A 23497-nucleotide genomic window follows, 5' to 3' on the forward strand; every position below is an offset into this window, starting at 1 on the left:
GCGGACTGCCGCGCGGCGCGCTGTTCGGCCGCGGTCGGTGAAGCGGTCGGTGTGGGGCTCGGGGCCGGACTCGTCTCATCAAGCTGGACCGACGGGGTCGGCGTCGCGTCATCGGGCACGCTCACGACGTTGAGGGCCGTGAGTGGGCCATCAGGAGCGGTAAAGACAAGCAGGGTCGCGGCGGCGACCGTCGGGATGACCGCCGCTGTCACGATCTTGCCGAGGCGGGTGATCCGCACAGAGAACTCCTGGTGAGTGGGGGCGCCGACGCGGAAGCGTCGGCATCTCGCCCATGATTCTAGACCGAGGTGGCACAGTGGTCCCGACTCGCGGTCACGGTGACCGATCGAACCAGCGAAGGGTCAGGCATGCGGCAGGCGATCGATGACCACTTCGTCGCGCAGGTGGACCAGTGGCGTACGGCTCCGGAGCGGGCGTCGCGGCGAGCTGATCCGATGGGCGACCAGATCGCCCCGGGACGACTGATGGCGCTGTTCGAAGCGCAGCTGCAGAGCCGTCACCTCGATTTCGCAGCGCGCTGGCTGCACGCACAGGGCGAAGGTTTCTACACGATCGGATCGGCAGGACACGAGAGCAACGCGACCGTCGCGGCGGCGCTGCGCCCGACCGATCCGGCGCTGCTGCACTACCGGTCAGGTGGCTTCTACGCCGCACGCGCCCAACAGGTACCGGACTCGACACCCATCACCGACGTGCTGCACACCCTGACGGGGTCGGTGCTCGATCCCATCTCCGGCGGTCGGCACAAGGTGTTCGGGCATCCAGATCTCGCCGTGATTCCTCAAACATCGACGATCGGCTCGCACCTGCCAAGAGCCATGGGCCTGGCCTTCTCCCTGCCCCGCGCCCATCAGCTCGGCGCGACGGTTCCCTGGCCGGCCGACTCCGTGGTCGTGACCAGCTTCGGTGACGCCTCGGCCAACCACTCGACCACGATCGGTGCGATCAACGCGGCGTCGTTCATCACGCGTCAGGGTCTGCCAATTCCGTTGCTGTTGGTGTGCGAGGACAACGGCCTGGGTATCAGCACCGCGACGCCCCACGGGTGGATCGCTGCCGTGTTGTCGCGATTCCCGGGAATTTCGTACCACGCTGCCGACGGCACGGCGCCTGCTGAGGCCATGCTGACGGCCGAGCGCGTCGCGCGGAAGGTGCGAACCTCCCGCCGTCCCGCGATCTTGCACCTGCGAACCGTGCGCTTCATGGGGCACGCCGGCTCCGATGCTGAGCTGGCCTATCGCTCCCCAGCGGCGATTGCGGCCGACCACGACCTTGATCCGTTGGTGGCCACCGCGGCAACGCTGGTCGCGCAGGGGCACGTGACTCCGGATGAGGTGCTGGCGCTCTACGAGGCCCACCGTGAGCACATCATGGGCGCCGCAGAGCAGGTACGCGGCACCGAACGCCTGGCGGATGCCGATGCGGTGATGGCGCCTCTCACGATGCGGCAGCCTCGCGCTGTGCGTCGTGCCGCGGCCGACCGATCCCCCACCGATGCCGGTCTGACGTTGGCGGGCGCCATCAACGCCACGCTCGCGGACGTCATGACGTCCCGGCTGCACAGTGTGCTGTTCGGCGAGGACGTCGCGGTCAAGGGTGGGGTCTACGGCGTGACGCGTGGACTCCGCAAGCGATTCGGACCAGCCCGGGTGTTCGACTCGATCCTCGACGAGCAGACCGTTCTCGGCACGGCGCTGGGAGCCTCGCTCGCCGGATTGCTGCCGATACCGGAGATCCAGTACCTCGCCTACCTGCACAACGCCGAGGACCAGCTGCGGGGCGAGGCAGCATCACTGCGGTTCTTCTCAGCGGGCCAGCTGAGCAATGGCATGGTGGTGCGCATCGCCGGACTGGCGTACCAAAAAGGTTTCGGCGGACATTTCCACAACGACAACTCGGTGGCCGTGCTGCGCGACATTCCCGGTCTGGTGCTGGCCGTGCCGGCACACCCGTCGAATGCGCCTGAGCTGCTGCGCACGTGTGTCGCGCTGGCCGAGGAGGAAGGGCGCGTGTGTGTGTTCCTCGAACCGATCGCGCTGTACCACGAGCGTGATTTGGAGCCCGGCGACGGAGCCTGGCTGACCTCGCACGAGCCAGCAGGGGACCGGAACCGTGAGGTCTTCGGGGCCACCACGACCCACGGTGACGGCACCGACCTCCTGATGGTGACCTTCGGCAACGGGGTGCGCATGAGTTGTCTGGCAGCCCGTGAGCTGGAGCAGGCGGGAGTCGGTTGCACCGTCCTCGACCTGCGCTGGCTTGCGCCGCTGCCCGAGGAGGACCTGGTCGCGCACGCAGCGCGCTTCGATCACGTGCTGGTCGTTGACGAGACCCGGCGCAGCGGTGGCGTCGCGGAGGCGGTCATCGCCGCCTTGATCGATCACCGCCATCCCGGCTCGATCGGCCGTGTCACCAGCCACGACTCCTTCATTCCGTTGGGACCTGCGGCGAACCACGTGCTGCTGCAGGTCGGTGACATCGTGCGTGCTGGGGCCCGCCTGCTCGATGGTGACCACCCCTCGCATTAGGGTGAGCGTGACGTCGGTCACCCCCGGAGTCGTCTACGTCGTGCGGCGTGTGATCCACGCCGGTACCAGGAGGTTTTCGTGTCGCGCATCATCAACCAGGTCGCTGTGGTCGGACTCGGCAAGGTCGGTGAGCTGGTCGCCGTGCTGCTGCAGGAATCGGGTTTCAAGGTCGTCGGTCATGACGCCGCCCCACGAGAGGGTCTGGCCTTCGAGACCAAGCCGTTGGACGTCAAGGACATCGACGCGCTCCGAGAGTCGCTGCGCGGATTTGACGCCGTTGTCTCATGCCTGCCGTTCCACCTCAACATCGACGTCGCCGAGGCTGCGCATGCGGCCGGTACCCACTACTTCGACCTGACCGAGGATGTCCCGACGACCAACCGTGTTCTCGAGCTGTCCGAATCCCTGACCGACGATGCTCCAGGCATGGTCTTCGCGCCGCAGTGCGGGCTGGCGCCCGGTCTGATCGGCATCATCGGCGCTTCCCTGGCAGCTGGCTTTGAAGAAATCCGCTCCATCGAGCTCAAGGTGGGCGCGCTGCCGCAGAACCCCACCGGGCTGCTCGGATACTCGGTCAACTGGTCGGCTGAAGGAGTGGTCAACGAATATCTCAATGACTGCGAGGTGCTCCGGTCCGGACATCGCCAGATGGTGCCCGCGATGACCGAGAAGGAGCGCGTGTTCATCGGTGGCATGGAGCTGGAGGCGGCCTTGACCTCCGGCGGGCTCGGCACCATGTGTCAGACCTACGAAGGCCGCGCCACCCGCCTGGACTACAAGACGCTGCGATACCCCGGTCATTTCCGCCAGATGCACTTCCTGTTCGACGAGCTGAACCTGCGGGAGGAGCGCGAGCTGGTGGGCCGCCTCATCGTCGACGCCAAGCCCCCGGTGAACGACGACATCGTGTATCTCCATGCTGCCGTCGAGGGCGTCAAGCATGGTCACCCGTTCCGCGAGAACTACGTGCGCGGCTACCGGCCGATCGAGATCGCAGGCCGCATGTGGCGCGCAATCTCCTGGACCACCGCCGCGTCGATCGTCGCCGTCGTCGAGCTGGTGGCCGACGGTCGTCTGCCGCAGCGCGGCTTCATCAAGCAGGAGGACATCGCGTTGGCCGATCTGTTCGCCACCATCGCCGGTGCCCGCTTCGAGACCCTGGGAACGGTGTGACCATGACGCAGAGCTCCACCACTGACATCGGCGTCCGCGCCCGAAAGATCTTGTCGGCCGTCGGCGCCGGTGACCCCTTCGTCGACGGGGGTGACCTCGCGTGCGTGTCCCCGATCGACGGGGCCGTCATGGGCACGCTGCAGTCCCACACGCCGGAGGAGGTCACGGCGCAGATCGGCCGAGCCCACGCCGCGTTCGAGCAGTGGCGTTCGGTCCCCGCGCCAGTGCGCGGCCGCATGGCTCGTGAGCTGGGCGAGCTGTTGCGTGAGCACAAGGACGACCTCGGGGCCTTGGTCTCGATCGAGGCCGGCAAGATCGTGTCTGAGGGCCTCGGCGAGGTGCAGGAGATGATCGACATCTGCGATCTCGCCGTCGGCCTGTCGCGCCAGCTGCACGGTCTGACCATCGCCACGGAGCGTCCCGGGCACCGGATGATGGAGCAGTGGCACCCCCTGGGTGTCATCGGAGTCATCTCGGCCTTCAACTTTCCGGTCGCGGTCTGGTCGTGGAACGCAGCCTTGGCCTTCGTCTGCGGCGACGCGGTGATCTGGAAGCCGTCGGAGAAGACGGTGCTGACCGCACTGGCCTGCCACGCGATCGCGGTCGAGGCCGCTCGCCGTGCTGGAGCGCCGGAGCACCTGTCATCGGTCATCGTCGGTGACCGGGCGATCGGTGAGGTCATGGTCGACGACCCGCGGATCCCGTTGGTGTCAGCCACCGGCTCGACCCGCATGGGCAAGGAGGTCGCACCCCGGGTGGCGGCCCGCCTCGGGCGGACGCTGCTGGAGCTGGGGGGCAACAACGCAGCGATCGTCGCACCCTCGGCCGATCTGGATCTCGCCGTGCGAGGCATCGTCTTCTCAGCCGTCGGCACGGCCGGTCAACGCTGCACGTCGCTGCGTCGCATCATCTGTCACGAGTCGATCAAGGACGATCTGGTGGCTGGTCTCAAGGCTGCCTACGAGACGCTCCCGATCGGATCGCCGCTGGACCCGTCGACGCTGGTCGGACCGCTGGTCGACACACCTGCCTTCCGGGCTTTCGGTGCCGCGATCGAACAGGCCCAAGCCGATGGCGGTGTGCTGGTCACCGGTGGAGCCCAGGCTGAGGTGGGCGACGGCGGCCACTACGTTCATCCGGCCATCGTCGACATGCCGGCGCAGACCGACATCGTGAAGGCGGAGACCTTCGCCCCGTTGCTGTACGTGCTCACGTATCGCGATCTCGACGAGGCGATGGCGCTGCACAACGAGGTCACTCAGGGACTCTCGTCGTCGATCTTCACTCTCGACGTGCGCGAGGCAGAGACCTTCGTGTCAGCTGTCGGCTCGGACTGCGGGATCGCCAACGTCAACATCGGTCCGTCAGGCGCCGAGATCGGCGGGGCGTTCGGTGGCGAGAAGGACACGGGTGGCGGTCGCGAGTCCGGGTCCGACGCCTGGCGCAGCTACATGCGCCGTGCCACGAACACGATCAACTACTCGACGGAGCTTCCGCTCGCCCAAGGCGTGGAATTTGGCTGAACCGGGCTTGCTCTGCGAGAAAACGTTCTGACACCCTCACGTGCACCGAAAAACAGTCCGCCCCTGCGCACCGGCGGCCGCTTGGACGCCGACGACGTCACGCATGACGTCGAGGACGTGCTGCAAGGGCAGGGGAGAGTCGGCGACCTTGAGCTGGGGGTTGGTCACGCCGACCGGGTGCCACCAGGCGCCGTCAGCGGTCAAGGTCGGCTCCGGCTCCACATGATCGATGTCGATGGCGACGCCGTCCGCGGCGTTTCCCTCGTGTGCCACAGGACGGATGAGCAGGTCATCTTCCGCGATGCCGACGCCGCGCAGCACTGCGACGAGGTCTCCCGCATCGGCGGCGTCCGCGGGGGGGTAGGTGGCCGCGACCCGCACGCGAAACCCCAGACCTCGCGCCAGCTCGATCCCGGCGAGCGCCTTCGCGTGTGTGCCCTTGCCGCGCTGCCGGTCGTGCAGGCCCGATCCGGCGGAGTCGAGGCTGACCTGCATGGTCACGGCGCTGCGGTTCATCGACTCCAAGGCGTCGCGCCGTCGACCGCGGCCGAACACCATGGCATTGGTGAGAACGGTGACCGGCACGTGCGCGGCGGTTGCCGCCACGAGCTCGCCGAGCTCTGGATGAAGGAACGGCTCGCCACCGGTGATCAACAGCTCACGCCCCCCCTGTGCGGCGAACTCGGCGGCGGCAGCTGCTGCGACATCGACCGGCAGCAGACGGGCGTCCGCCTTGGGGGACGAGCTCGCGCAGCAGTAGTCGCACGCGAGGTTGCAGTGGAAGTTGGAGTACAGCCACAGCCGGGTACCGAGACGCGCCGGAGCCCCCGAGGAGTACTCCACCTCTGGCTCCGGGGCGGGGCGCTCTCGCGGGAGCCCGCGTCGGATCGACAGTCCCCATGGTCCCTCGCCCGCGTCGCCAGGAGCGGGAGCGTCGACCAGCTCGTGCCCGGCCAGCCTCGCCCAGGCGGGCAAGTCCGCCAGCACGGACCGCTCGTGGGTGTGCAGGAGCATCACCTGCCCGGGCTCGATCGTCCGGATCCGCGTCGTGATCGCGAGCAGCAGCCCGCTGCCGCAGTCCATGTTGCCGCCGTCGAACTCGACGGCGGGCACGGGCGCCGTCGTCGGCATCAGAGGGCCAGCATCAGAAGGACAGGGATGCGGCGCCATCGGCGAGCAGTGCCACCAACGTCGCACCTCCGACGACGGTAGCGCCCTCGATCAGGTCGTCCTCGCCGATCCCGCGCTTCTTGGCGCACGGGCTGCAGACCAGGAACGTCCCGCCGGCGGACACGTAGGCCGAAACCAGCTCGGCCATCGGAGCGAATCCCTCTTCGTGCAGATCGTCGGCGACTCCCTTGGCGGCCAGCCGGGTGCCCTCTGATGACAAGAAGACGGTTGTCTCCTGGTCGGAGGCGACCGACGCCCCGGCGACGACCATCGCGACGCTGGTTCGGTCAGGATCGTCGATGGAGTGAGTGAGATTGATGACGAGTCCATTCATGGGTGGATGTCCTTTCCGGTGATGGTGGGTGATGCAGACGGTGACGACTGGAGCCGCCACGGGTGGTGCGGCAGCACGTCACGACGACTCGTGACGGTCTGCACGTCGTAGTGGGGCCGGCCGTCGTCCTGCATGCCGTGCCCCAGGTAGATGTGTCCCGTGAGGTGACACCACGCGGGAAGGTCGATGGGTGCCGCAGGGTCGGTGGCGATCAGGCGCAGGTGCGTGTCGGGTCCCAGCTCGCGTGCCCGGGCTGCCAGAACCAGCAGCAGCTCCCCGCAAGCGCGATCGCCCCCCTCCACCAGCACGCGCGTCGTGGTCACGACGTGGCCTGAGCCTGGTCCGGAGTCGACTGCGGCGCCCCGGATCGCCCTCTGCCGATGCTCCACACCGCGACACCCACGACCGCGACGGACCCGAAGAATGCTGCTGACGTGTTGGTGCCACCCAGGACGCTGTCGGACGATGCGCTCTGCGCATACAGCACGATCGCTGCTCCGGCGCCTGCGACGGTCGCCACCAGGGCACAGGCGCGGACGCTGATGAGCGCGGCGGCGAGGAGGCTCAGGCCACAGACCAGCAGCAGCACCGAACCGAGAACGTTGTAGCTGCCCAGGCCGATGGAGAGCCCCGGGCCGCCCAGGCGGGCGCCTGAGGAGTCGAGGGGATCCTCGCCGAGGGACATGGTCAGTGCGCTGACCGCCGCCACCGACACGACCACGCCCCATCCGAGCGCGAGGGACCGCCACGAGCGACCACGATCAGCGCGGAGGGAATCCACGGCGAGCACGGTGCCGGCGGCGCTGAACACCAGGGCCACGTGGACGCCGACCATCAGCCAGTAGGACCACGGCCACTCTCCTGGCGTCTGTGCCACCGAGAGGCCGATCGCCAGCGACTGCGCAATGCCGACCAGTGCCGCGAGGCGGACGTACGCACCGGTGAGCAGAGCGACGGCTAGTCCGGTCTCGACGACGAGCACGGACCAACCGAACGCGGTGAAGTTCGGCAGGACCACGTGCTCGACCAGCCAGCTGAACGGCGGGAACACCGGGTGATCCACGGCGTCCGTAGTGAAGCCGAACACGCCCTTGCCCGATTCTTGCCCGAAGCTGGGCGGGCGCTTCCACGACACGTTGTACAACCACATCAAGCCGACCAGGATGCGGAGGGCTGCGCTGGCGAGCGCCTGACGACGGGGCACGCCCTCGACCGCCGGTGACAGGATCCACCGAAGTGCGGTCATGGTCAGTTCCTTTGGGCAGTGCCGGGTTCTGGTGTGGTTGAGCAGGGAACCCGCTGGCGTGACCAGACTATTCCCGCTGGGGCTGTTCGGCTCCCTCTGGCGATGGTTGAGTGTCTGGCGCCTCGGGGATCTCGCTGGGCCCCGGCTCATCGCTGCCGGGGAGCACCTCGGGAAAGGCCGGGTCGGGCAGGTCCGGGATGTCCGGGCCTTGACCGGGCTCGACCTCGTCGGGTTCAGGTGGGGCGATCGTCATGACACATCCTCGCTTCGGTGTTGTCCGCTGCGTACCCGATTGCAGATCGGTCAATCCCAGCCGCCCCTGCGGGCCCTTTTGGTCTGTGAGCGTTGCTTCTTGGCGTCGAGCCGTCGCTCGACCGAGCCTCGGGTTGGCCGGGTGGCTCGGCGTTTCTTTGGCGGAACGATGGCACTGGCGACCAGCTGCTCGAGGCGGACCTTCGCCGCCTCGCGATTGCGATGCTGCGAGCGGTACTGCGACGACGCAACCGTGATGGCTCCGTCGACCAGGCGGTGCCTGAGCCGGATCGTCGCGAGCGACTTCTGCTCGGGCGTGAGCGCGGCGGTGTCGGCGAGCGACCAGGTGAGCTCGACCCGCGTGTCGCTGGTGTTGACGTGCTGGCCGCCCGGGCCGGAACTACGGCTGAACTTCCAGCCCAGCTCGCGCTCGGGGATCGGGTGCTTCAGCTCAGCCGCCCGCGACGTAATTGGTGAGCTGGTCGCGCTCGAACTCCAGCTGGTCCATGCGGTACTTGACGGCGTCGCCGATGCTCAGCACGCCGACAACCCGGTCGTCCTCCAGAACGGGAACGTGCCGGATCCGTTGCTCGGTCATCAGCGACATCAGGACGCCGAACGAGTCGGTCGGGCTGCACACGTGCAGTTCATCGGCAGAGGTCATGATCCGCGACACGGGCAGGCTCCGGGCGTTCTCGACGGTGCGCAGCTTGCGCACGATGTCGCGCTCGCTGACGATACCGATGATGGTCGAGCCGTCGGTGCTCACCACCAACGCGCCGACATTGAGCTCTGCGAGGGTGTCCAGCAGGTCAGCGACCGTCGCGTCGGGCGAGATCGTGAACACCTCATTGCTGCCCTTCGATGCCAGTACGTCGCTGACGCGCATGTGACCACACTCCTTGGAACCTCGGTTTTCGGAACTGTAACCTGCGCCATATCGGTGAACCAGCGATTCCGCCGTCTACGGCAGGTCGTGGGCACGCCGGGTGAAGCCGAATGGCCGTACGTTGTCGTCTGGGTCTCGCGCGGTCTCCGGCTCGTCGTCCCATCCCTCGGGAGTCGAGCCGCCGTCGGGAAAGTGGCCGACATACGCCATGGCCTCGTCGTGCAGCAGTCCGTTGGTGGCCAGGGCGTTGTCGCCCCACGGTCCGGGTTCGCCGGCCAGACTGGTGAAACGGCCGCCGGCCTCGCGCACCACGATGTCGAGGGCGGCCATGTCCCACACCTTGAGCTCGGGCTCGGCCGCGATGTCGACCGCGCCCTCGGCCAGCAACATGTACGACCAGAAGTCGCCGTAGGCGCGGGTGCGCCAGCATCGACGCAGCAGGGCCGCGAAGGCGTCGCGCTTGTCGATGGCCTCCCAGCCTTCCAGCGACGCGTAGGACATCGAAGCGGACTCGAGGCTCGAGATCTTGGAGACCGAGATGGATCGTGACGACATCAGGGACTTGCCCGTGAAAGCGCCGGTCCCCTTGGACGCCCACCAGCGGCGGCCAAGGGCAGGAGCCGAGACGCAGCCGGCGACGATCTCGCCGTCCTCCTCCAGCGCGATCAGGGTGGCCCACACCGGTACGCCTCGGACGAAGTTGGAGGTGCCGTCGATCGGGTCGATGATCCAGCGCCGGCCGCCATCGGTGCGGCTTGCGTCGGAGACGTCTTGCCCCTGCTCCTCGCCGAGCACCACGTCGCGGGTCCTGGCGGACTTCAGATTGCGCCGGATGGTGGCCTCAACGGCCTCATCAGACTCGGTCACGTAGGTCATGTCGGGCTTGGTGTCGATCTGCAGGTCCAGGGCTCCGAACCGGTCCATCGAGAGACTGTCGGCGTTGTCGGCCAAGACGTGTGCCAAGCGCAGGTCGTCGTTGTACGCGTGGGCCATGCCAATCAGGATAAGGCTCGGGATCGCGCGGATCCGGGACGCCGCCGCTGTGCGGCTCAGTCGCGTTGGTGGCGGCTGGCCAGCAGGCGTCGGAAGCCGACCACCCGTGCTGCTGGCAACCGGCCGTCGGCCACCGCCACGTCGAGCGCGCACTCGGGCTCATCGGTCGTGTGGGGGCAGGCGCGCGGGCAGCCGCGGGCGATCTCGCCCAGATCGGGGAAGGCACGGATCACGTGATCGGGCTCGACGTGATTGAGTCCGAAGGATCGGATGCCGGGTGTGTCGATGATGCGGCCGCCGTCCAGCTGGCCTTCAGCCGGTAGCGACAGGCTGATGGCCGACGTGGAGGTGTGCCGCCCCCGGCCCGTGACGGCATTGACGTGGCTGGTTGAGCGGTCGGCGTCGGGCACCAGCGCGTTGACCAGCGTGGACTTGCCCACTCCGCTGTGACCGACCAGCACGGTGACGTGACCGTCGAGCGCCTCCCGCACTTCCTGCGTGTCCCCTCCGCGCTGCGTGACCAGAACGCGGACATCCAACGGCCGCAGCTGCTGGAGGATGTCGTCAGCCGACGCGAGGTCTGCCTTGGTCAGGCACACCAGTGGGGTCATGCCGGCGTCGAAGGCGGCCACCAGGCAACGGTCGATGAGTCCGGGCCGTGGCGGGGGGTCGGCCAGCGCGGCCACGACCATCAACTGGTCAGCATTCGCCACGATGATGCGCTCGATCGGATCATCGTCGTCCGCGCTCCGGCGCAGCACGGTCGATCGCTCTTGCACCTCCACGATGCGAGCGAGGGTACCGGCGTCGCCGGTGACGTCTCCGACCACCCGGGCGATGTCGCCCACCACGACGCCCTTGCGACCGAGCCCGCGGGACTTGACCGCCGTGACCGTCTCGCCGGTGCTGTCCAGCACCACGGTGTAGCGCCCACGGTCGATCGTGACGACGTGGGCCAGGTCGGCGTCGCTGTAGTCCGGCCGCACCTTGGTGCGGGGCTGGGTGCGACGGCGGGGACGTTCGAACGCGGCGTGCTCGTCGTCGACGTGAGCCATGTCTACTGCTGTCCTGTGTCGTGCTCGGACATGGCGTGTTCCCAGACCGGAGCGAAGTCGGGGTAGGTCTTGATCGTGGTCTCGACGTTCTCGATGAACAGGTCGGGCACGGAGAGACCCAGCACCACGCCGGCGTGGGCCATGCGATGGTCGTGGTACGTGCCGAAGGTGCCCCCTCGCAAGGGGCGGGGCTGGATCTCCAAGCCGTCTTCGAGCTCGGTGACATGGCCGCCGAGCGCGTTGATCTCGACGGCGAGCGCGGCAAGCCGGTCAGTCTCATGGCCGCGCAGGTGCGCGATGCCGGTGAGGCGTGAGGGCGAGTCGGCCAGTGCGGCGATGGCGGCCACGACGGGGGTCAGCTCGCCCACATCGTGCAGGTCGAGGTCGACTCCGCGGAGGCCGGACGGACCGGAGAAGACCAGGTCGTCGCCATCACGCTGCACCGATCCGCCGAACGCCTCGGCGATCAAGGTCCACTGGTCACCTGGTTGGTCGGTCGAGGTCGGCCAGTGCTGGATCCGGGCACGTCCTGCGGTCACCAGCGCGGCAGCGATGAACGGACCGGCGTTGGAGAGGTCCGGCTCGACGCCGACGTCGAGGCCGGTGACCGGGCCCGGCCGCACCGACCACCGGTCACCGTCCACGTCGACCTGAACGCCGCGGCGCCGCAGCTCAGTGACCGTCATGTCGATGTGCGGCTGCGAGGGAAGTCGCGCGCCGGTGTGTGCCAGATCCAGGCCCAGGTCGAACCGAGGTGCCGCGAGCAGGAGTGCTGACACGAACTGGCTGCTGGCGTCGGCGTCAATCTTCAGGTGGCCTCCGGCGACAGCACCGGTGCCGATCACCGTGAAGGGCAGAGATCCGCGGCCGCCGTCGTCCACCGTGACGCCGAGTCCGCGCAGGCCCGCGATGGTGGTGCCCATGGGTCGATGGCGCGCCTGCTCGTCGCCATCGAACCTGACCGGCACGCTGCCGAGTGCGGCCAGAGCGGGGACGAACCGCATGACGGTTCCGGCCAGCCCGCAGTCGATCTCGACGGGTGCGTCATGGCCAGCCGCGGGGATCGGCGTGACCGTCCACGCCGCTGCGCCCTGCTCAATGCCGGCGCCCAGGGCGGTCAGGGCAGCGACCATCAATTGAGTGTCACGCGAGTCGAGCGGCCGATCGATCGTGGAGGGTCGATCAGCCACCGCCGCAAGAACCAGTGCTCGGTTCGTCAGCGACTTCGAGCCAGGAATCTGGATCGAACCGTCGAAGGGCGTGACGCGGTGCGGTGCTAGCCACGGCAGGGGATCGGTCATCCCGTGCAGTCTAGGGCCCCGCTCGTGCGGAGCCGGCGGTCAGCGCTGCAGGGCCGACTGCACGGTGTCCGACGCCTGGACGACCTTGTCCTTGGCGCGGCGGCCGATGAACTTCTTGTGCGGGTCCGGGTCGAGCGTCGACATCAACAGTCCGCCGGTGATCGTGACGTTCTTGAGGAAGTGCACGGTCTGGTTGGTGCGCGCTGCCGGGTCGGTCTCCTCCCAGAAGCGGTGTCCGGTCATGGTCGTCGCTGGCATGGTGGCCGCAAGGACCGCAGCCGACAGGCGGGGCATGCGGCCGGTGGCCAGGGCGAGCCCGGCACCCACGTGCACCGCGCCGTTGAGGCGAACCAGCATCACGGCGTCCAGCGGAGTCTCCGGCACCATCTTCTTGACCAGATCGGCGACCGGCTGGGCCTTCTTCGCCCGCAGTCCGGGGTTCTTGATCGCAGAAGCGCCGCCCACGACGAACATCGAAGCGATCATCGGACGGGCCACCACGCGAAGAAGGGTCATGTTCCATTCATACCCGACATGGCGGCTGGGGCAACCCAGTGGCCACCAGGCCGGCGCTACGCTCGCGTCATGTGCGGCCGCTATGCCACCTCTCACACGTCGGTGGACCTCACGAGTCAGTTCGAGGTGGGCCTGATGAGTCTGGACGCCGAGCTCGAAGCCGACTACAACGTGGCGCCGACCAAGATGGCTCCGTTGGTGGTCGGACGTCGCGCCGACGGTTCGGCCGATGATGCGCCCGCCGAGCGTGAGCTGATGCGGGCTCGGTGGGGACTCGTCCCCAGCTGGGCCAAGGACACGTCGATCGGCACTCGCATGATCAACGCGCGCGCCGAGACGCTGGCTGAGAAGCCCTCGTTTCGCCGTGCCTTCGCCAAACGCCGGTCCTTGGTGCCCGCCGACGGATACTACGAGTGGTACACCGCCGACGAGCCTCCCGCCGCGGGCGGCAAGGCACTGAAGCAGCCCTTCTTCATCCGACCCAAGGACGGAGCGGCGCTGGCGATGGCAGGGCTGCACGAGTTCTGGAAGGACGCCTCGACCGACTCCTGGTTGGTCACCTTCACGATCATCACGACGAGCGCCGAGGACTCCCTGGGCCACATCCACGATCGCATGCCGTTGTTCGTCGAGCCGGATGGCTGGGACGCCTGGCTTGATCCGGCACCCCGCCCCACCGAGGAGCTCCTCGAGCTGCTCACTCCCGCCGCACCGGGGTTGCTGGATGCCTACGCAGTGTCCACGGCGGTCAACCACGTGCGCAACAACGGACCCGAGCTGGTGGCGCCGCTGGCGACCTCGCCGGAATAGCGTTCCGGCTCGTGGCGTTGACATGGGTCGAGGAGGTTACATGTCTGCACGATCCGCGTGTCTGGAACGACCCATCACGTCAGAAGGTGAGCGTCCGACGTCGGGAGTACGCTGGGTGACGATGACCGACACCCCGAAGACCCCTGATGCAGCCGACGACGCGGTGAGCCTCGAGGACGAGACCCTCGAGCAGCGACACGCCCGCTTCGAGGCTGACGCCCTGCCCTTCCTCGACCAGCTCTACTCCGCTGGCCTCCGCATGACCCGGCGCCCGCAGGACGCCGAGGATCTGGTGCAGGAGACCTATGCCAAGGCGTTCAGCGCCTTCCACCAGTTCAAGCCCGGCACCAACTTGAAGGCCTGGCTGTACCGCATCCTCACCAACACCTACATCAACTCGTACCGCAAGAAGCAGCGCCAGCCGCAGCAGATCACCGACGAGATCGACGACTGGCAGATCGCCGCAGCTGAGTCGCACACCTCATCGGGACTGAAGTCCGCGGAGATGGTGGCGTTGGAGCACCTCCCCGACAGCGACATCAAGGATGCGCTGCAGTCGCTGCCCGAAGACTTCCGTTACGCGGTCTACCTGGCCGATGTCGAAGGATTTCCCTACAAGGAGATCGCCGAGATCATGGACACCCCGATCGGCACTGTCATGTCTCGGTTGCACCGAGGTCGGCGACTACTGCGCGAGCAGCTCTCCGAATACGCCCGTGGGCGCGGCATGGCCGTCGCCGGTGGGGAGAAGTAGTCATGGGAGCGTGCGACGGACCCGACTGCCAGAAGGCTCTGCAGAACCTCTACCTGTTCATCGACCAGGAGATCGACACCGCGACCTGCGCCGAGATCCAGCACCACATCGATGAGTGCACCGACTGTCTCGATGAGTTCGACCTCGAACGCCTCGTGAAGCAGCTGGTCTCCCGCTCGTGCCACGAAGTGGCGCCTCAGCCGCTGCGCGACAAGGTGTTGTTCTCCATTCGCACCGTGCAGGTGCAGATCACGACGCAGCAGGGCCCCAGCTGAACTGAGCAGCATGCAAGAACCCCCGTCGTGATCGACGGGGGTTCTGCTGTGTCTGAGGCTTACGCGTTGGGGCGCTTGCCGTGGTTCGCGCCCTTCTTGCGGCGCGCGCGGCGCTTGCGGCCAGTCTTGCCCATGATGGGTCCTCCTGAAAGTAGACGATCCAGTCTCCCACACGTCAAAGATGCGACAGGAACCGCTCGCGGTCGACGATGGCTCGTTCCACGACTCCACGGGCCAGCACGGTGCCGGCGGCGTCGATCGCGCTGACCTCGAATCGGGCCCGGCGGTCGTCGAGATGCTCGATGACGGCGGTGGACATGACCTCGGTGCCGACCGGACTTGCGGCGAGGTGGGCCACCTCGACCCGGGTGCCCACACTCGTCTGTCCGGGGTCGAGATTCAGTGCCTGACAGGTGGCCGCCTCGCACCAGGCCAGTAGCACCGGCGTCCCCAACACCTCGAGGTCACCGCTGCCCACGGCCCTCGCGGTGTCGTCAGCGGTCACGGTGCGGGTGATGGAGGCGGACGCGGGTGAGGAAGCGGGATCGGTCACCCCCCCGACCCTAGCGAGCCAGCGCGCTGGAGAGGCATCCAGAAGCCCCAGAGCGTGACCCCGTCGAACGGGCTCCAGTCCAGATCGGGCCGGCGGGCGAAGCCGAAGGACGCGTACAAGCGGTGTGCCGGCACCATCTCGGGCAGCGAGCACAGGACGACCTCGGTCAGGCCGAGGTCGCGTGCGCGATCGATACACGCGGCCACGAGGGCTTGGCCGATGCCGCGTCCGCGCGCTCCCGGTGCCACTGACAGGGTCCGGAACTCGCCCTGACGCTCGTCCGTGGCCACCTCTCGAAACGGTGAGCCGGGCGGACACCAGGTGACGGTGCCGAGCAGCCCCGAGTGGTCGGCCGCCACCAGCAGCCCGCCGCCCGCGCCGCGTGGAGCGGCATCGCGCAGCCACCCGGCGTAGTACGTGTCCGGCTCACCGTCGCTGCGGATCAGATGGCCGTCCGCGTCGTAGGCCGCGACCGTGAGCTCACCGACGGCCTGGTACTCGTCGGGCCTGGCCGGCCGAATGCTGATGGCGTCAGATACCGGTGGTGGCACGGGGGTACATCGCGTTGACGTCGGTCATGACATTGACCAGGTAGGGCACGCCCGATGCGAAGGCACGATCGAGTGCTGGGCCGATCTGGCGGGGATCGGTGACCATCTCCCCACCTCCACCGAGAGCCGTCACGACTTGGTCGTAGCGGGTGTTGGGGGCAAGGTCGGCGGCGACGTCGTAGCCGTAGAGGAACTGCATGGGGCCCTTTTCCAGACCCCAGGCCGAATTGTTGCCCACGACCATGACCACCGGCAGGTTGTGCCGCACGAGGGTGTCGACGTCCATCAGCGACATGCCGGCGGCGCCGTCTCCGTACAGCAGCACGACCTGGCTGGATGGTCGCGTGATGCGTGCGGCCATGGCGGCGCCCATGCCGGCACCGAGACAACCGTACGGCCCGGGGTCGAGCCAGCCGCCGGGACGCTTGGGCTCGACGAACTTGCCGGCAAAGGAGACGAAGTCACCCCCGTCTCCGATCACGACGGCATCGTCGGCGAGGCGTGGCAGCAGCTCCCCGTAGATGCGAGCCGGGTGGATGGGGTCTGCGTCAGCGCCAAGCAGCGCCCGGTCGCGATCCGTGGCCGCAGCGACCTCGGCCTGCAGCCCACTGAGCCAGGAGGTCCAGTCCGAACGGGCACCGGAGGCGCTCAGCAGCGCTTGAAGGAGACCGGTGAACACGGCAGTGAGGTCGCCGAACGCCGAGGCGGCCATCTCGGCGTGGGTCGAGATCTGGCCGGGGGAGTCCGCGATGTGAACTGTCTTGGCGGGAGTGGTGCCGTCCTTCCCGCCGAAGATGCCGTAGCCGAGACGAAAGTCCAAGGGCGTGCCCACCACGATGACCAGGTCGGCGGCGCTGAACGAAGCCGATCGGGCCTTGGTGACCAGCTGCGGGTGGCCGCCGGGCACGATGCCGCGACCCATGCCGTTGGCGATGACCGGGATGCCGGTCTCGGCCACGAACGCCAGGGCCGCCTCCTCAGCGCGATCGGCCCACACGTCGGTGCCGAGCACGAGGACCGGCCGGCTCGAGGCCGCGAGCAGCGCGGCGATGGCGGTCAGCGACTCGGCATCGGGGTCGATCGCTGCCGTGGTGTTGCCGGCGGACGATGTCGTGACCGTCGTGGAGTTGAAGAACTGGTCCATCGGCACGTCGACGAACGTCGGACCGCGGTGCGACGAGCCGGCGAGGGTGAACGCCTCGTCCACGGTGGGGGCGATGTCGTCGACCAGATGTGCGGTGACCGATGACTTCGCGATGGACTTGAAGATCGGCGGATGATCGAGCTCCTGCAGACTTCCTGAGCCCCAGCGACCAGCGGGCGCGCGCCCGCCCACCACGACGAGCGGCGATCCGGAGAAGCTGGCTTGGGCGATGGGACTGACGCCGTTGGTCACGCCGGGTCCTGCCGTCAGCACGGCCAGACCCGGGGTGCGGGTCAGCTTGCCGACCGCTTCGGCTGCGAAGACCGCCGTGGGCTCGTGCCGCACGTCGATGATCGGCATGGCCGGTTCGGCCTTGACTGCCGCGTCGTACATGGGAAAGACGTGCGCGCCGGACAGGGTGAACATCGCCTCGACGCCGTGCGCGCGGGCCACGTCGACCGCGTGGATGCCGCCATGGCCTTCTCGTTCAGTCATGCGTCGCACGCTACTGGACCGGGGTTCCACCCGCCGGTTACCCAATCAGGGGAAGGGTTTGGCGCGTGTCGTGGAGCGGTAGAGCCACGGTTGCTCGGCGCGGATCTGGTCGAGAACGGCCAGCAGCAGATCGGCCCGGTGGGCTGGTTGTTCCGCGAACAGCTCGGCGTCGGCACGCAAGTCGTCGCGCCCCTGCACTCCCAGTGCGAGCTGGAGGTGAAGTGCGCGCAGGAAGGACGACGTGTTCCTGACCGCCGGCGGCGGCCACTCGGCCTCGAGATGGCCACGGGTTCGGGGCGGCTTGATGCCGTCGCCGAGACGAGCCAACCAAGGCTCGACGATGATCGGATCGAGTGCGTTGCGGTGCAGCAGCGTCATGACCGCGTACGCGAGGCGGTCCTCTTCGCCATGCCGCCAGATGTAGGAGGTGGGGGTGAGGACACGGTCGGCGATGACGTCGAGCAGGACGGTGAGCTCGAGCCGACCGAAGTGGCGCGACCGGGCAAGGGCGGCCAGCAGATCGGCGCCGTGCGCGACGGCGTTAGCCCATCCCTGCTCGGGGATCCAGCCACGGTGGTCCTGCTCGCGGGTGTACCAGGCGGTGGCGTGGTCGCCCCAGTCCAGCACGGAATCGGCTGACATCAGATGTTCGTTGTTGTCGCGCCCGATGATCTCGGCGAGCATCAGGGCGCTGTAGGAGCGTCGGAGGACGGACATGTCGCCGTCGTGCCCCAGTCCGTAGCGCAGCCCGGGAACGATGCCATCTCCGAGGCCGGACAGCACCGCGTCGAAGGTCCCGTTGTTGATCCACGTGGTCAGCAACGGGTAGGCGAGGTCCTCACGCATGCGGGGGTTGGGGTGCCCGAGCATCTCGACCAATTCGACAGTCGACTCGTCGAGAGGGCGATCCTTCGGCACATCCATGCCCTGCTGCATGACCGACTGCCAGTACGCCTCAGACACAGCATCATCCTAGACCGTGGCGGCATACTGGAAACGTGCCCTCTCTCGGTGACATCGCTCGCTCCCAGACATCCCTGGACGACGCCGACATCGCGTGGCTGCATGCCCTGGTGGCCGACTGGCAGATCATCGCCGACCTGTCATTCTCCGACCTGGTGCTGTGGGTTCCGGACGCTGAGTCGCGAGGGATGTGGGCCGGCGCGCAGATCCGGCCCACCACTGGCCCCACCACCTTGCTGGAGCACGTGGCGGGCACCTTCCTCCCTGCCGGTCGGACCGATCTGCTTGACCGTTCGATGTCGTCGGGGGAGGTTTTGACCGAGGACGTCGATGATCTCGCGGACGGCCCGATGGTACGAGTTGAGGCGGTACCGGTGTGCCGCGGTGAGCGTCCGTTCGCAGCCATGGTTCGGCGAGGCGCGGTGACGGCGGCCCGTACCTCCAGTGCGCTCGAAGGCGCCTATCAGGACGCTGCAGGAACTTTGATCGCGATGATCGGGCGTGGCGAGTTTCCCATGCCCGGGCGACGATCTGAGCTGGCTGACTCGTTGCGGGTGGGCGACGGCTTCGTGCGGACCGACGTCACCGGCTTGGTCCGATACGCCAGCCCCAACGCCTTGTCGGCGTTTCGGCGCCTTGGCTTGACCGGCGATCTCATCGGCACACACCTGGGCGGAGTCGCCACAGCGCTGGTGGACCGACGTCCCACCGATCGGGGACCCCTGGGTCTGTTCGCTGACGATGACGGCGGCGAGACGGACCTGGAGAATGCGGCAGCGTCGCTGATGGCACGAATCATTCCGCTGCGGTCCCAGGCAGGTCGCGACGGCAGTCTGATTCTGTTGCGCGACGTCACCGAGCTGCGGTTGCGCGAGCGCGAGCTGGTGTCCAGGGAGGCGACGATCCGCGAGATCCACCACCGGGTCAAGAACAATCTGCAGACGGTCGCAGCCCTGTTGCGGCTGCAGGCGCGCCGGTCCGACGTTCCGGAGGCGCGGACTGCGCTGCAGGAGGCCGAGCGCCGAGTCGCTTCGATCGCGGTGGTGCACGAGACTCTGAGCCGCTCGTTCGACGACGTCGTCAACTTCGACGAGATCGCCGACGGACTGTTGCGCAGCGTGCTTGATCTCAGTGACCTCGGTGACGGGCGCCTGGTGGCCGACCGCATCGGCTCCTTCGGCGCGCTGCCGGGCGCCGTGGCCACGTCACTGGCCATGGTGATCACCGAGCTGGTGCAGAACGCTGTCACGCACGGGTTCGACCCGTCGAGCACCGCCCCCGGCACCGTCACGCTGGCTGTCAACCGCATTCGTGGCCGGCTCCGCCTGCGGGTCACCGACGATGGCAGCGGTCTGCCACCTGGATTCCACGACACCGGCAGCCTGGGTCTGTCGATCGTCTCGACGTTGGTCGAGGACGAACTCGGCGGCTCGCTGCAGTTCGAGTCCAATCGCCAGGGCGGCACGACGGTGGCCGTCTCGCTGGTCGTCTAGTGATCGGCCCGGACGCGCCGAACCCCGCGTCCGTCTCAGATGAGACGACCCACGGGGTTCTCCGATACGTTGCGTTGCTCTAGAACTCGGTCCGACCGTTAGGCGGTGCGGATGCGGGCCCTGGCGTTGCGGCGCTTCAGCGTACGACGTTCGTCCTCGCTCAAGCCTCCCCAGACACCGTGGTCCTGTCCCGATTCCAAGGCCCATTGCAGGCACTGGTCGCGGACATCACAGCGGCGGCACACCACCTTCGCCTCCTCGATCTGCAAGATGGCGGGGCCGGTGTTGCCGATGGGGAAGAAGAGCTCGGGGTCCTCATCGAGGCAGGCGGACTTGTGACGCCAATCCATATGAGACTCCTTCCCGTTCGGTTGCGCGCCTATGACCGGCCCGGACGGGCCAGTGGCATGGCGGTGGTTTCATCGTCCCAGCCTTTTGCCGGGTGGACAAGGGGACGTGCCTGTCACACTGCTGTCAGGTGGGTCACACAGGTGCTGGCTAGGCTCCGCTGTGTGACCGATGATCAGGCTCCCGCCGGACGCTCCGCACCGACTGGCACGGCTCGCCGACTGATTCTTCTCGCCGCAGGCGTGGTGTCGTGCGAGGCGTTGCTGTTCGTCGTCCTGGCCGTGCTCAACCTGCGCGACATCGACAGCGGCCGGCTCGTCAGCGGCTTGGGAGTCGCGGTGGTGCTCGCCGGGTACGCCGCCGCCCACCTCCTGGCCATCCGCCTGTTGTTGCAGGGCCACGCCGCGGCGCGCAGCCCCGTGATCGTCACCCAGATCCTGCAGGGGTTGGTGGCGACGAACCTGACCGATGCCCCGGCCCTGGCGCTCGCGGTCGGACTGCCAGCCGCGATGGTGCTGGTCTGCCTGCTCTCGCCACCCGTGTCGCGGGCTCTGGCCTCAGACCCCCGGTGAGCCCCCGTGTGAGAGACTGCTCGACGGGCGTGATCCGCCCGTCACCGCTGCGGCCCGATCACGATCGAGGGTGCCGCACCGACGATCCAGACCGGTCCGTCGAGACGCAGAATTCCGTCCAGATTTCTCATTCCTGACGAAGCCACCATGGTTGCCACTGACATCGACATGACTCTCGACTCTCCTGATCCCAACGATCCGATCTTCGCGCTGCACCGCGGCGGCAAGATGCAGATCGCCGCCACCGTGCCCTTGCGCGACGCCGACGACCTGTCGATGTCCTACACGCCAGGCGTCGCACGGGTGTGCGAGGCCATCGCTGCCGATCCAGAGGTCGCGCACGAGTACACGTGGGTCTCCAACACGGTCGCGGTCGTCACCGACGGGAGCGCGGTGCTCGGCCTCGGCGACATCGGCCCGGCCGCCTCGATGCCGGTCATGGAGGGCAAGGCGGTGCTGTTCAAGCAGTTCGGCGGCGTCGATGCGATTCCCATCGCGTTGAACACCCAGGACGTCGACGAGATCGTCGAGACGATCGTGCGACTGGCGCCGTCGTTCGGCGGCATCAACTTGGAGGACATCTCCAGTCCACGCTGCTTTGAGATCGAGCGCCAGCTGATCGAGCGCCTCGACATTCCCGTGTTCCACGATGACCAGCACGGCACCGCCGTCGTCACGCTGGCCGCACTCATCAACGCAGCCCGACTCACTGACAGGGATCTGTCCGAGCTCAAGGTCGTCGTCTCCGGCGCCGGCGCTGCCGGTGTGGCGATCACCAAGATGCTGCGCTCTGCCGGCGTGGTGCGGATCGCCGTCATCGACCGCACCGGCGTGATCCATCCGGACCGCACGGACCTCAACTCGGTCAAGCAGTGGCTAGCGGCCGACACCGCGCCGTGGGCCAAGCCCGGCAGCGTCGAGGACGCGCTGGACTGTGCCGACGTGTTCATCGGGGTCTCTGGTGGCACCGTTCCCGAGAGCGCTGTGGCGCGCATGGCGCGGGACGCCATCGTGTTCGCGATGGCCAATCCGCACCCCGAGGTGCACCCCGACATTGCTGCTCGGCACGCTCGCGTGGTGGCCACCGGCCGGTCGGACTTCCCGAACCAGATCAACAACGTGCTGGTGTTTCCGGGCATCTTCCGCGGGGCTCTCGAGGTGCGAGCCACCGTGATCTCCGAGGGCATGAAGCTGGCCGCCGCCCATGCGATCGCCGATCTGGTCGGCGACGACCTGACCGAGACGTACGTCATCCCGTCGCCCTTCGACGCGCGCGTGTGCGCCGCTGTCGCCAAGGCCGTCACCGACACCGCGCGGCGCGAAGGCGTCGCCCGCCGGCCGTACTGATCCCGTGAGCATCTGAGTCGTGTTCGCCGTCTACGTCGAGCGCACCGACAGCGCTGACCCCCTCGGGGCCCTGGTCATCGGCGAGCGACCGGCACCCGCAGCGGCGGAGGGCTGGACCACGGTCCGGGTCGCTGCTGCCTCGATCAACCATCACGACGTGTGGAGCCTGCGTGGCGTGGGGCTGAAAGATGAATTCCTCCCCATGATCCTGGGGTGCGACGCGGCCGGATTCGACGAGGACGGCAACGAGGTCATCGTGCACGGCGTCATCAGCACGCCGGACTGGACGGGTGATGAGACCCTCGATCCCGACCGGACGTTGCTGTCGGAGCGCCACCAGGGCACGTTCGCCGAGTACGTCACGGTCCCGCGTCGAAATGTCGTGCCCAAGCCGGCCGGACTGTCGTTCGGGGAAGCCGCCTGCCTGCCGACGGCGTGGTTGACGGCCTACCGCATGCTGTTCACGCAGGCTGACCTCTCGCCCGGCGACACCGTGCTCGTGCAGGGGGCCGGCGGCGGCATGTCGACGTCGTTGATCATGCTGGCGCGTGCCGCTGGCTTCCGCGTGCTGGTCACCAGTCGCGACGCCGGAAGCCGCGGGCGGGCGCTCGAGATCGGCGCCCACGAGACGTTCGAGTCGGGGGAGCGGCTGCCCGATCGCGTGGACGCCGTGATGGAGACGATCGGGCGCGCCACCTGGTCGCACTCGGTGAAGTCGGTGCGCTCCGGAGGCACCATCGTCATCTCTGGCGCCACCTCCGGTGACGCCACGGCCGCAGAGCTGCAGCACATCTTCTTCCGGCAGATCAAGGTGCACGGATCGACCATGGGCACGCGCGACGAGCTCGAGGCCCTGGCCCGCTTCATGGCCGAGACTGGCACCCGACCACTGGTGGAACAGGTGCTCAGCATGGATCAAGCCGCCGACGGCATTCGCGCCGTCAAGGACGGCGACGTCTTCGGCAAGGTCGTCCTGACGCTCAGCTGAACGCTAGATCCATCAGCTGGTTGTGCTCGGTGACGTGACGGCTGTGCGAGCCGACTGAGGTCGTGGACGATTCGGGACGCGACACACGTAGCAGAGGCAGCCCACCGAACTCCCCGCTGAGGTTGAGCGCGACGTGCGGCCACGGGCCCTGGTTGGCCGGCTCGTCCTGCACCCAGCGCACCTCGGTGGCGTTGGTGTAGCGG

General features: G+C 67.9%; 28 protein-coding genes and 1 pseudogene. 10 read left to right on the top strand and 19 right to left on the bottom strand.

Annotated elements, in window-relative coordinates; all coding sequences use genetic code 11:
• A pseudogene (locus WB508_RS10860) lies at positions 1 to 239 on the bottom strand (hypothetical protein); the annotation flags it as partial.
• Positions 240 to 368: 129 nt separating this feature from the next.
• Here WB508_RS10860 and WB508_RS10865 point away from each other — a divergent pair.
• From WB508_RS10865 to WB508_RS10875, 3 genes are all read left to right on the top strand, one after another.
• Positions 369 to 2549, top strand: coding sequence for a thiamine pyrophosphate-dependent enzyme (locus tag WB508_RS10865; protein ID WP_423844903.1), 2181 nt, complete (start codon positions 369 to 371; stop codon positions 2547 to 2549).
• A 78-nt stretch (positions 2550 to 2627) separates the two neighbouring features.
• Positions 2628 to 3722, top strand: coding sequence for a saccharopine dehydrogenase C-terminal domain-containing protein (locus WB508_RS10870; protein ID WP_423844904.1), 1095 nt, complete (start codon positions 2628 to 2630; stop codon positions 3720 to 3722).
• Positions 3723 to 3724: 2 nt separating this feature from the next.
• Entirely contained in the window at positions 3725 to 5245 is a 1521-nt protein-coding gene (locus WB508_RS10875; protein WP_423844905.1) for an aldehyde dehydrogenase family protein, read from the top strand.
• A gap of 36 nt (positions 5246 to 5281) precedes the next feature.
• Here the strand turns inward: WB508_RS10875 and WB508_RS10880 are convergent, their stop codons facing one another.
• From WB508_RS10880 to WB508_RS10930, 11 genes are all read right to left on the bottom strand, one after another.
• The gene (locus WB508_RS10880; RefSeq protein WP_423844906.1) at positions 5282 to 6358 is read right to left on the bottom strand and encodes a radical SAM protein; all 1077 of its coding nucleotides are present in this window, start codon (positions 6356 to 6358) and stop codon (positions 5282 to 5284) included.
• Positions 6359 to 6389: 31 nt separating this feature from the next.
• A complete protein-coding gene (locus tag WB508_RS10885) occupies positions 6390 to 6749 on the bottom strand; it encodes a DsrE family protein (RefSeq protein ID WP_423844907.1) in 360 nt (119 codons plus the stop codon).
• Complete coding sequence (locus WB508_RS10890; protein ID WP_423844908.1) at positions 6746 to 7072, bottom strand: sulfurtransferase TusA family protein; 327 nt, start codon at positions 7070 to 7072, stop codon at positions 6746 to 6748. Before WB508_RS10890 ends, WB508_RS10885 begins: the two co-directional genes overlap by 4 nt.
• On the bottom strand, positions 7069 to 7995 hold the full coding sequence (locus WB508_RS10895) for an Rv1678 family membrane protein (protein ID WP_423844909.1): 927 nt from the start codon (positions 7993 to 7995) through the stop codon (positions 7069 to 7071). Before WB508_RS10895 ends, WB508_RS10890 begins: the two co-directional genes overlap by 4 nt.
• 67 nt (positions 7996 to 8062) lie before the next feature.
• On the bottom strand, positions 8063 to 8248 hold the full coding sequence (locus tag WB508_RS10900) for a hypothetical protein (RefSeq protein WP_423844910.1): 186 nt from the start codon (positions 8246 to 8248) through the stop codon (positions 8063 to 8065).
• A 50-nt stretch (positions 8249 to 8298) separates the two neighbouring features.
• Positions 8299 to 8718, bottom strand: a complete 420-nt coding sequence (gene arfB / locus WB508_RS10905; protein ID WP_423844929.1) for an alternative ribosome rescue aminoacyl-tRNA hydrolase ArfB — start codon at positions 8716 to 8718, stop codon at positions 8299 to 8301.
• Complete coding sequence (locus WB508_RS10910) at positions 8699 to 9136, bottom strand: CBS domain-containing protein (protein ID WP_423844911.1); 438 nt, start codon at positions 9134 to 9136, stop codon at positions 8699 to 8701. Before WB508_RS10910 ends, arfB begins: the two co-directional genes overlap by 20 nt.
• Positions 9137 to 9211: 75 nt before the next feature.
• Entirely contained in the window at positions 9212 to 10129 is a 918-nt protein-coding gene (locus tag WB508_RS10915) for an inositol monophosphatase family protein (protein ID WP_423844912.1), read from the bottom strand.
• 56 nt (positions 10130 to 10185) lie between these two features.
• Complete coding sequence (rsgA, locus tag WB508_RS10920) at positions 10186 to 11184, bottom strand: ribosome small subunit-dependent GTPase A (RefSeq protein ID WP_423844913.1); 999 nt, start codon at positions 11182 to 11184, stop codon at positions 10186 to 10188.
• Between the two features lie 2 nt (positions 11185 to 11186).
• On the bottom strand, positions 11187 to 12485 hold the full coding sequence (aroA, locus tag WB508_RS10925) for a 3-phosphoshikimate 1-carboxyvinyltransferase (RefSeq protein WP_423844914.1): 1299 nt from the start codon (positions 12483 to 12485) through the stop codon (positions 11187 to 11189).
• A 39-nt stretch (positions 12486 to 12524) separates the two neighbouring features.
• Complete coding sequence (locus tag WB508_RS10930; RefSeq protein WP_423844915.1) at positions 12525 to 13001, bottom strand: DoxX family protein; 477 nt, start codon at positions 12999 to 13001, stop codon at positions 12525 to 12527.
• A gap of 69 nt (positions 13002 to 13070) precedes the next feature.
• On the opposite strand from WB508_RS10930, the gene WB508_RS10935 reads away from it, so the two are divergent.
• The 3 genes from WB508_RS10935 to rsrA all read left to right on the top strand — a co-directional run bounded on the left by WB508_RS10935 (position 13071) and on the right by rsrA (position 14840).
• Positions 13071 to 13811, top strand: a complete 741-nt coding sequence (locus tag WB508_RS10935; RefSeq protein ID WP_423844916.1) for an SOS response-associated peptidase — start codon at positions 13071 to 13073, stop codon at positions 13809 to 13811.
• A 121-nt stretch (positions 13812 to 13932) separates the two neighbouring features.
• Positions 13933 to 14565 (top strand): sigma-70 family RNA polymerase sigma factor, encoded by a 633-nt coding sequence (locus tag WB508_RS10940; protein ID WP_423844917.1) that lies wholly within the window; start codon positions 13933 to 13935, stop codon positions 14563 to 14565.
• A gap of 2 nt (positions 14566 to 14567) precedes the next feature.
• Positions 14568 to 14840 (top strand): mycothiol system anti-sigma-R factor, encoded by a 273-nt coding sequence (gene rsrA / locus WB508_RS10945; RefSeq protein ID WP_423844918.1) that lies wholly within the window; start codon positions 14568 to 14570, stop codon positions 14838 to 14840.
• A gap of 59 nt (positions 14841 to 14899) precedes the next feature.
• Here rsrA and WB508_RS10950 read toward each other — a convergent pair whose 3' ends face one another.
• Genes WB508_RS10950 through WB508_RS10970 form a run of 5 tightly spaced genes read right to left on the bottom strand, consistent with a single transcriptional unit; the run spans position 14900 to position 18546 of the window.
• Entirely contained in the window at positions 14900 to 14974 is a 75-nt protein-coding gene (locus tag WB508_RS10950) for a 50S ribosomal protein bL37 (RefSeq protein ID WP_369797015.1), read from the bottom strand.
• A 41-nt stretch (positions 14975 to 15015) separates the two neighbouring features.
• On the bottom strand, positions 15016 to 15393 hold the full coding sequence (locus tag WB508_RS10955) for a thioesterase family protein (protein WP_423844919.1): 378 nt from the start codon (positions 15391 to 15393) through the stop codon (positions 15016 to 15018).
• Positions 15390 to 15944, bottom strand: coding sequence for a GNAT family N-acetyltransferase (locus WB508_RS10960; protein ID WP_423844920.1), 555 nt, complete (start codon positions 15942 to 15944; stop codon positions 15390 to 15392). The genes WB508_RS10955 and WB508_RS10960 overlap by 4 nt, the downstream gene beginning before the upstream one ends.
• Positions 15925 to 17583 (bottom strand): acetolactate synthase, encoded by a 1659-nt coding sequence (locus WB508_RS10965; RefSeq protein WP_423844921.1) that lies wholly within the window; start codon positions 17581 to 17583, stop codon positions 15925 to 15927. Before WB508_RS10965 ends, WB508_RS10960 begins: the two co-directional genes overlap by 20 nt.
• Before the next feature lie 45 nt (positions 17584 to 17628).
• The gene (locus WB508_RS10970; RefSeq protein ID WP_423844922.1) at positions 17629 to 18546 is read right to left on the bottom strand and encodes a DUF2785 domain-containing protein; all 918 of its coding nucleotides are present in this window, start codon (positions 18544 to 18546) and stop codon (positions 17629 to 17631) included.
• Positions 18547 to 18581: 35 nt separating this feature from the next.
• On the opposite strand from WB508_RS10970, the gene WB508_RS10975 reads away from it, so the two are divergent.
• Entirely contained in the window at positions 18582 to 20039 is a 1458-nt protein-coding gene (locus tag WB508_RS10975) for a sensor histidine kinase (RefSeq protein ID WP_423844923.1), read from the top strand.
• A gap of 98 nt (positions 20040 to 20137) precedes the next feature.
• Here the strand turns inward: WB508_RS10975 and WB508_RS10980 are convergent, their stop codons facing one another.
• Positions 20138 to 20389: a WhiB family transcriptional regulator gene (locus WB508_RS10980; protein WP_423844924.1), complete on the bottom strand. Its 252-nt coding sequence runs from the start codon at positions 20387 to 20389 to the stop codon at positions 20138 to 20140.
• Between the two features lie 162 nt (positions 20390 to 20551).
• On the opposite strand from WB508_RS10980, the gene WB508_RS10985 reads away from it, so the two are divergent.
• The 3 genes from WB508_RS10985 (at position 20552) to WB508_RS10995 (ending at position 23294) form a co-directional block, all read left to right on the top strand.
• A complete protein-coding gene (locus WB508_RS10985) occupies positions 20552 to 20959 on the top strand; it encodes a hypothetical protein (RefSeq protein ID WP_423844925.1) in 408 nt (135 codons plus the stop codon).
• A 147-nt stretch (positions 20960 to 21106) separates the two neighbouring features.
• Positions 21107 to 22306, top strand: coding sequence for an NAD(P)-dependent malic enzyme (locus WB508_RS10990; protein ID WP_423844926.1), 1200 nt, complete (start codon positions 21107 to 21109; stop codon positions 22304 to 22306).
• A gap of 19 nt (positions 22307 to 22325) precedes the next feature.
• Positions 22326 to 23294, top strand: coding sequence for a zinc-binding dehydrogenase (locus tag WB508_RS10995; RefSeq protein WP_423844927.1), 969 nt, complete (start codon positions 22326 to 22328; stop codon positions 23292 to 23294).
• On the opposite strand, the gene WB508_RS11000 is transcribed toward WB508_RS10995, so the two are convergent.
• Positions 23287 to 23497, bottom strand: a 211-nt coding sequence (locus tag WB508_RS11000; RefSeq protein ID WP_423844928.1) for a hypothetical protein, incomplete at its 5' end; no start/stop codon positions are given. The two genes, WB508_RS10995 and WB508_RS11000, sit on opposite strands and share 8 nt — an antisense overlap.

It is taken from the genome of Aeromicrobium sp., assembly GCF_049586495.1.
GTDB lineage: Bacteria > Actinomycetota > Actinomycetes > Propionibacteriales > Nocardioidaceae > Aeromicrobium.

Bases quoted from the DNA above. Each gene is read 5' to 3' on its own strand.
- WB508_RS10865 (WP_423844903.1), top strand. From the start codon at position 369: ATGCGGCAGGCGATCGATGACCACTTCGTCGCGCAGGTGGACCAGTGG.
- WB508_RS10875 (WP_423844905.1), top strand. From the start codon at position 3,725: ATGACGCAGAGCTCCACCACTGACATCGGCGTCCGCGCCCGAAAGATC.
- WB508_RS10885 (WP_423844907.1), bottom strand. From the start codon at position 6,749: ATGAATGGACTCGTCATCAATCTCACTCACTCCATCGACGATCCTGAC.
- WB508_RS10895 (WP_423844909.1), bottom strand. From the start codon at position 7,995: ATGACCGCACTTCGGTGGATCCTGTCACCGGCGGTCGAGGGCGTGCCC.
- WB508_RS10900 (WP_423844910.1), bottom strand. From the start codon at position 8,248: ATGACGATCGCCCCACCTGAACCCGACGAGGTCGAGCCCGGTCAAGGC.
- WB508_RS10910 (WP_423844911.1), bottom strand. From the start codon at position 9,136: ATGCGCGTCAGCGACGTACTGGCATCGAAGGGCAGCAATGAGGTGTTC.
- WB508_RS10915 (WP_423844912.1), bottom strand. From the start codon at position 10,129: ATGGCCCACGCGTACAACGACGACCTGCGCTTGGCACACGTCTTGGCC.
- rsgA (WP_423844913.1), bottom strand. From the start codon at position 11,184: ATGGCTCACGTCGACGACGAGCACGCCGCGTTCGAACGTCCCCGCCGT.
- aroA (WP_423844914.1), bottom strand. From the start codon at position 12,485: ATGACCGATCCCCTGCCGTGGCTAGCACCGCACCGCGTCACGCCCTTC.
- WB508_RS10930 (WP_423844915.1), bottom strand. From the start codon at position 13,001: ATGACCCTTCTTCGCGTGGTGGCCCGTCCGATGATCGCTTCGATGTTC.
- WB508_RS10935 (WP_423844916.1), top strand. From the start codon at position 13,071: ATGTGCGGCCGCTATGCCACCTCTCACACGTCGGTGGACCTCACGAGT.
- WB508_RS10940 (WP_423844917.1), top strand. From the start codon at position 13,933: ATGACCGACACCCCGAAGACCCCTGATGCAGCCGACGACGCGGTGAGC.
- rsrA (WP_423844918.1), top strand. From the start codon at position 14,568: ATGGGAGCGTGCGACGGACCCGACTGCCAGAAGGCTCTGCAGAACCTC.
- WB508_RS10965 (WP_423844921.1), bottom strand. From the start codon at position 17,583: ATGACTGAACGAGAAGGCCATGGCGGCATCCACGCGGTCGACGTGGCC.
- WB508_RS10980 (WP_423844924.1), bottom strand. From the start codon at position 20,389: ATGGATTGGCGTCACAAGTCCGCCTGCCTCGATGAGGACCCCGAGCTC.
- WB508_RS10990 (WP_423844926.1), top strand. From the start codon at position 21,107: ATGGTTGCCACTGACATCGACATGACTCTCGACTCTCCTGATCCCAAC.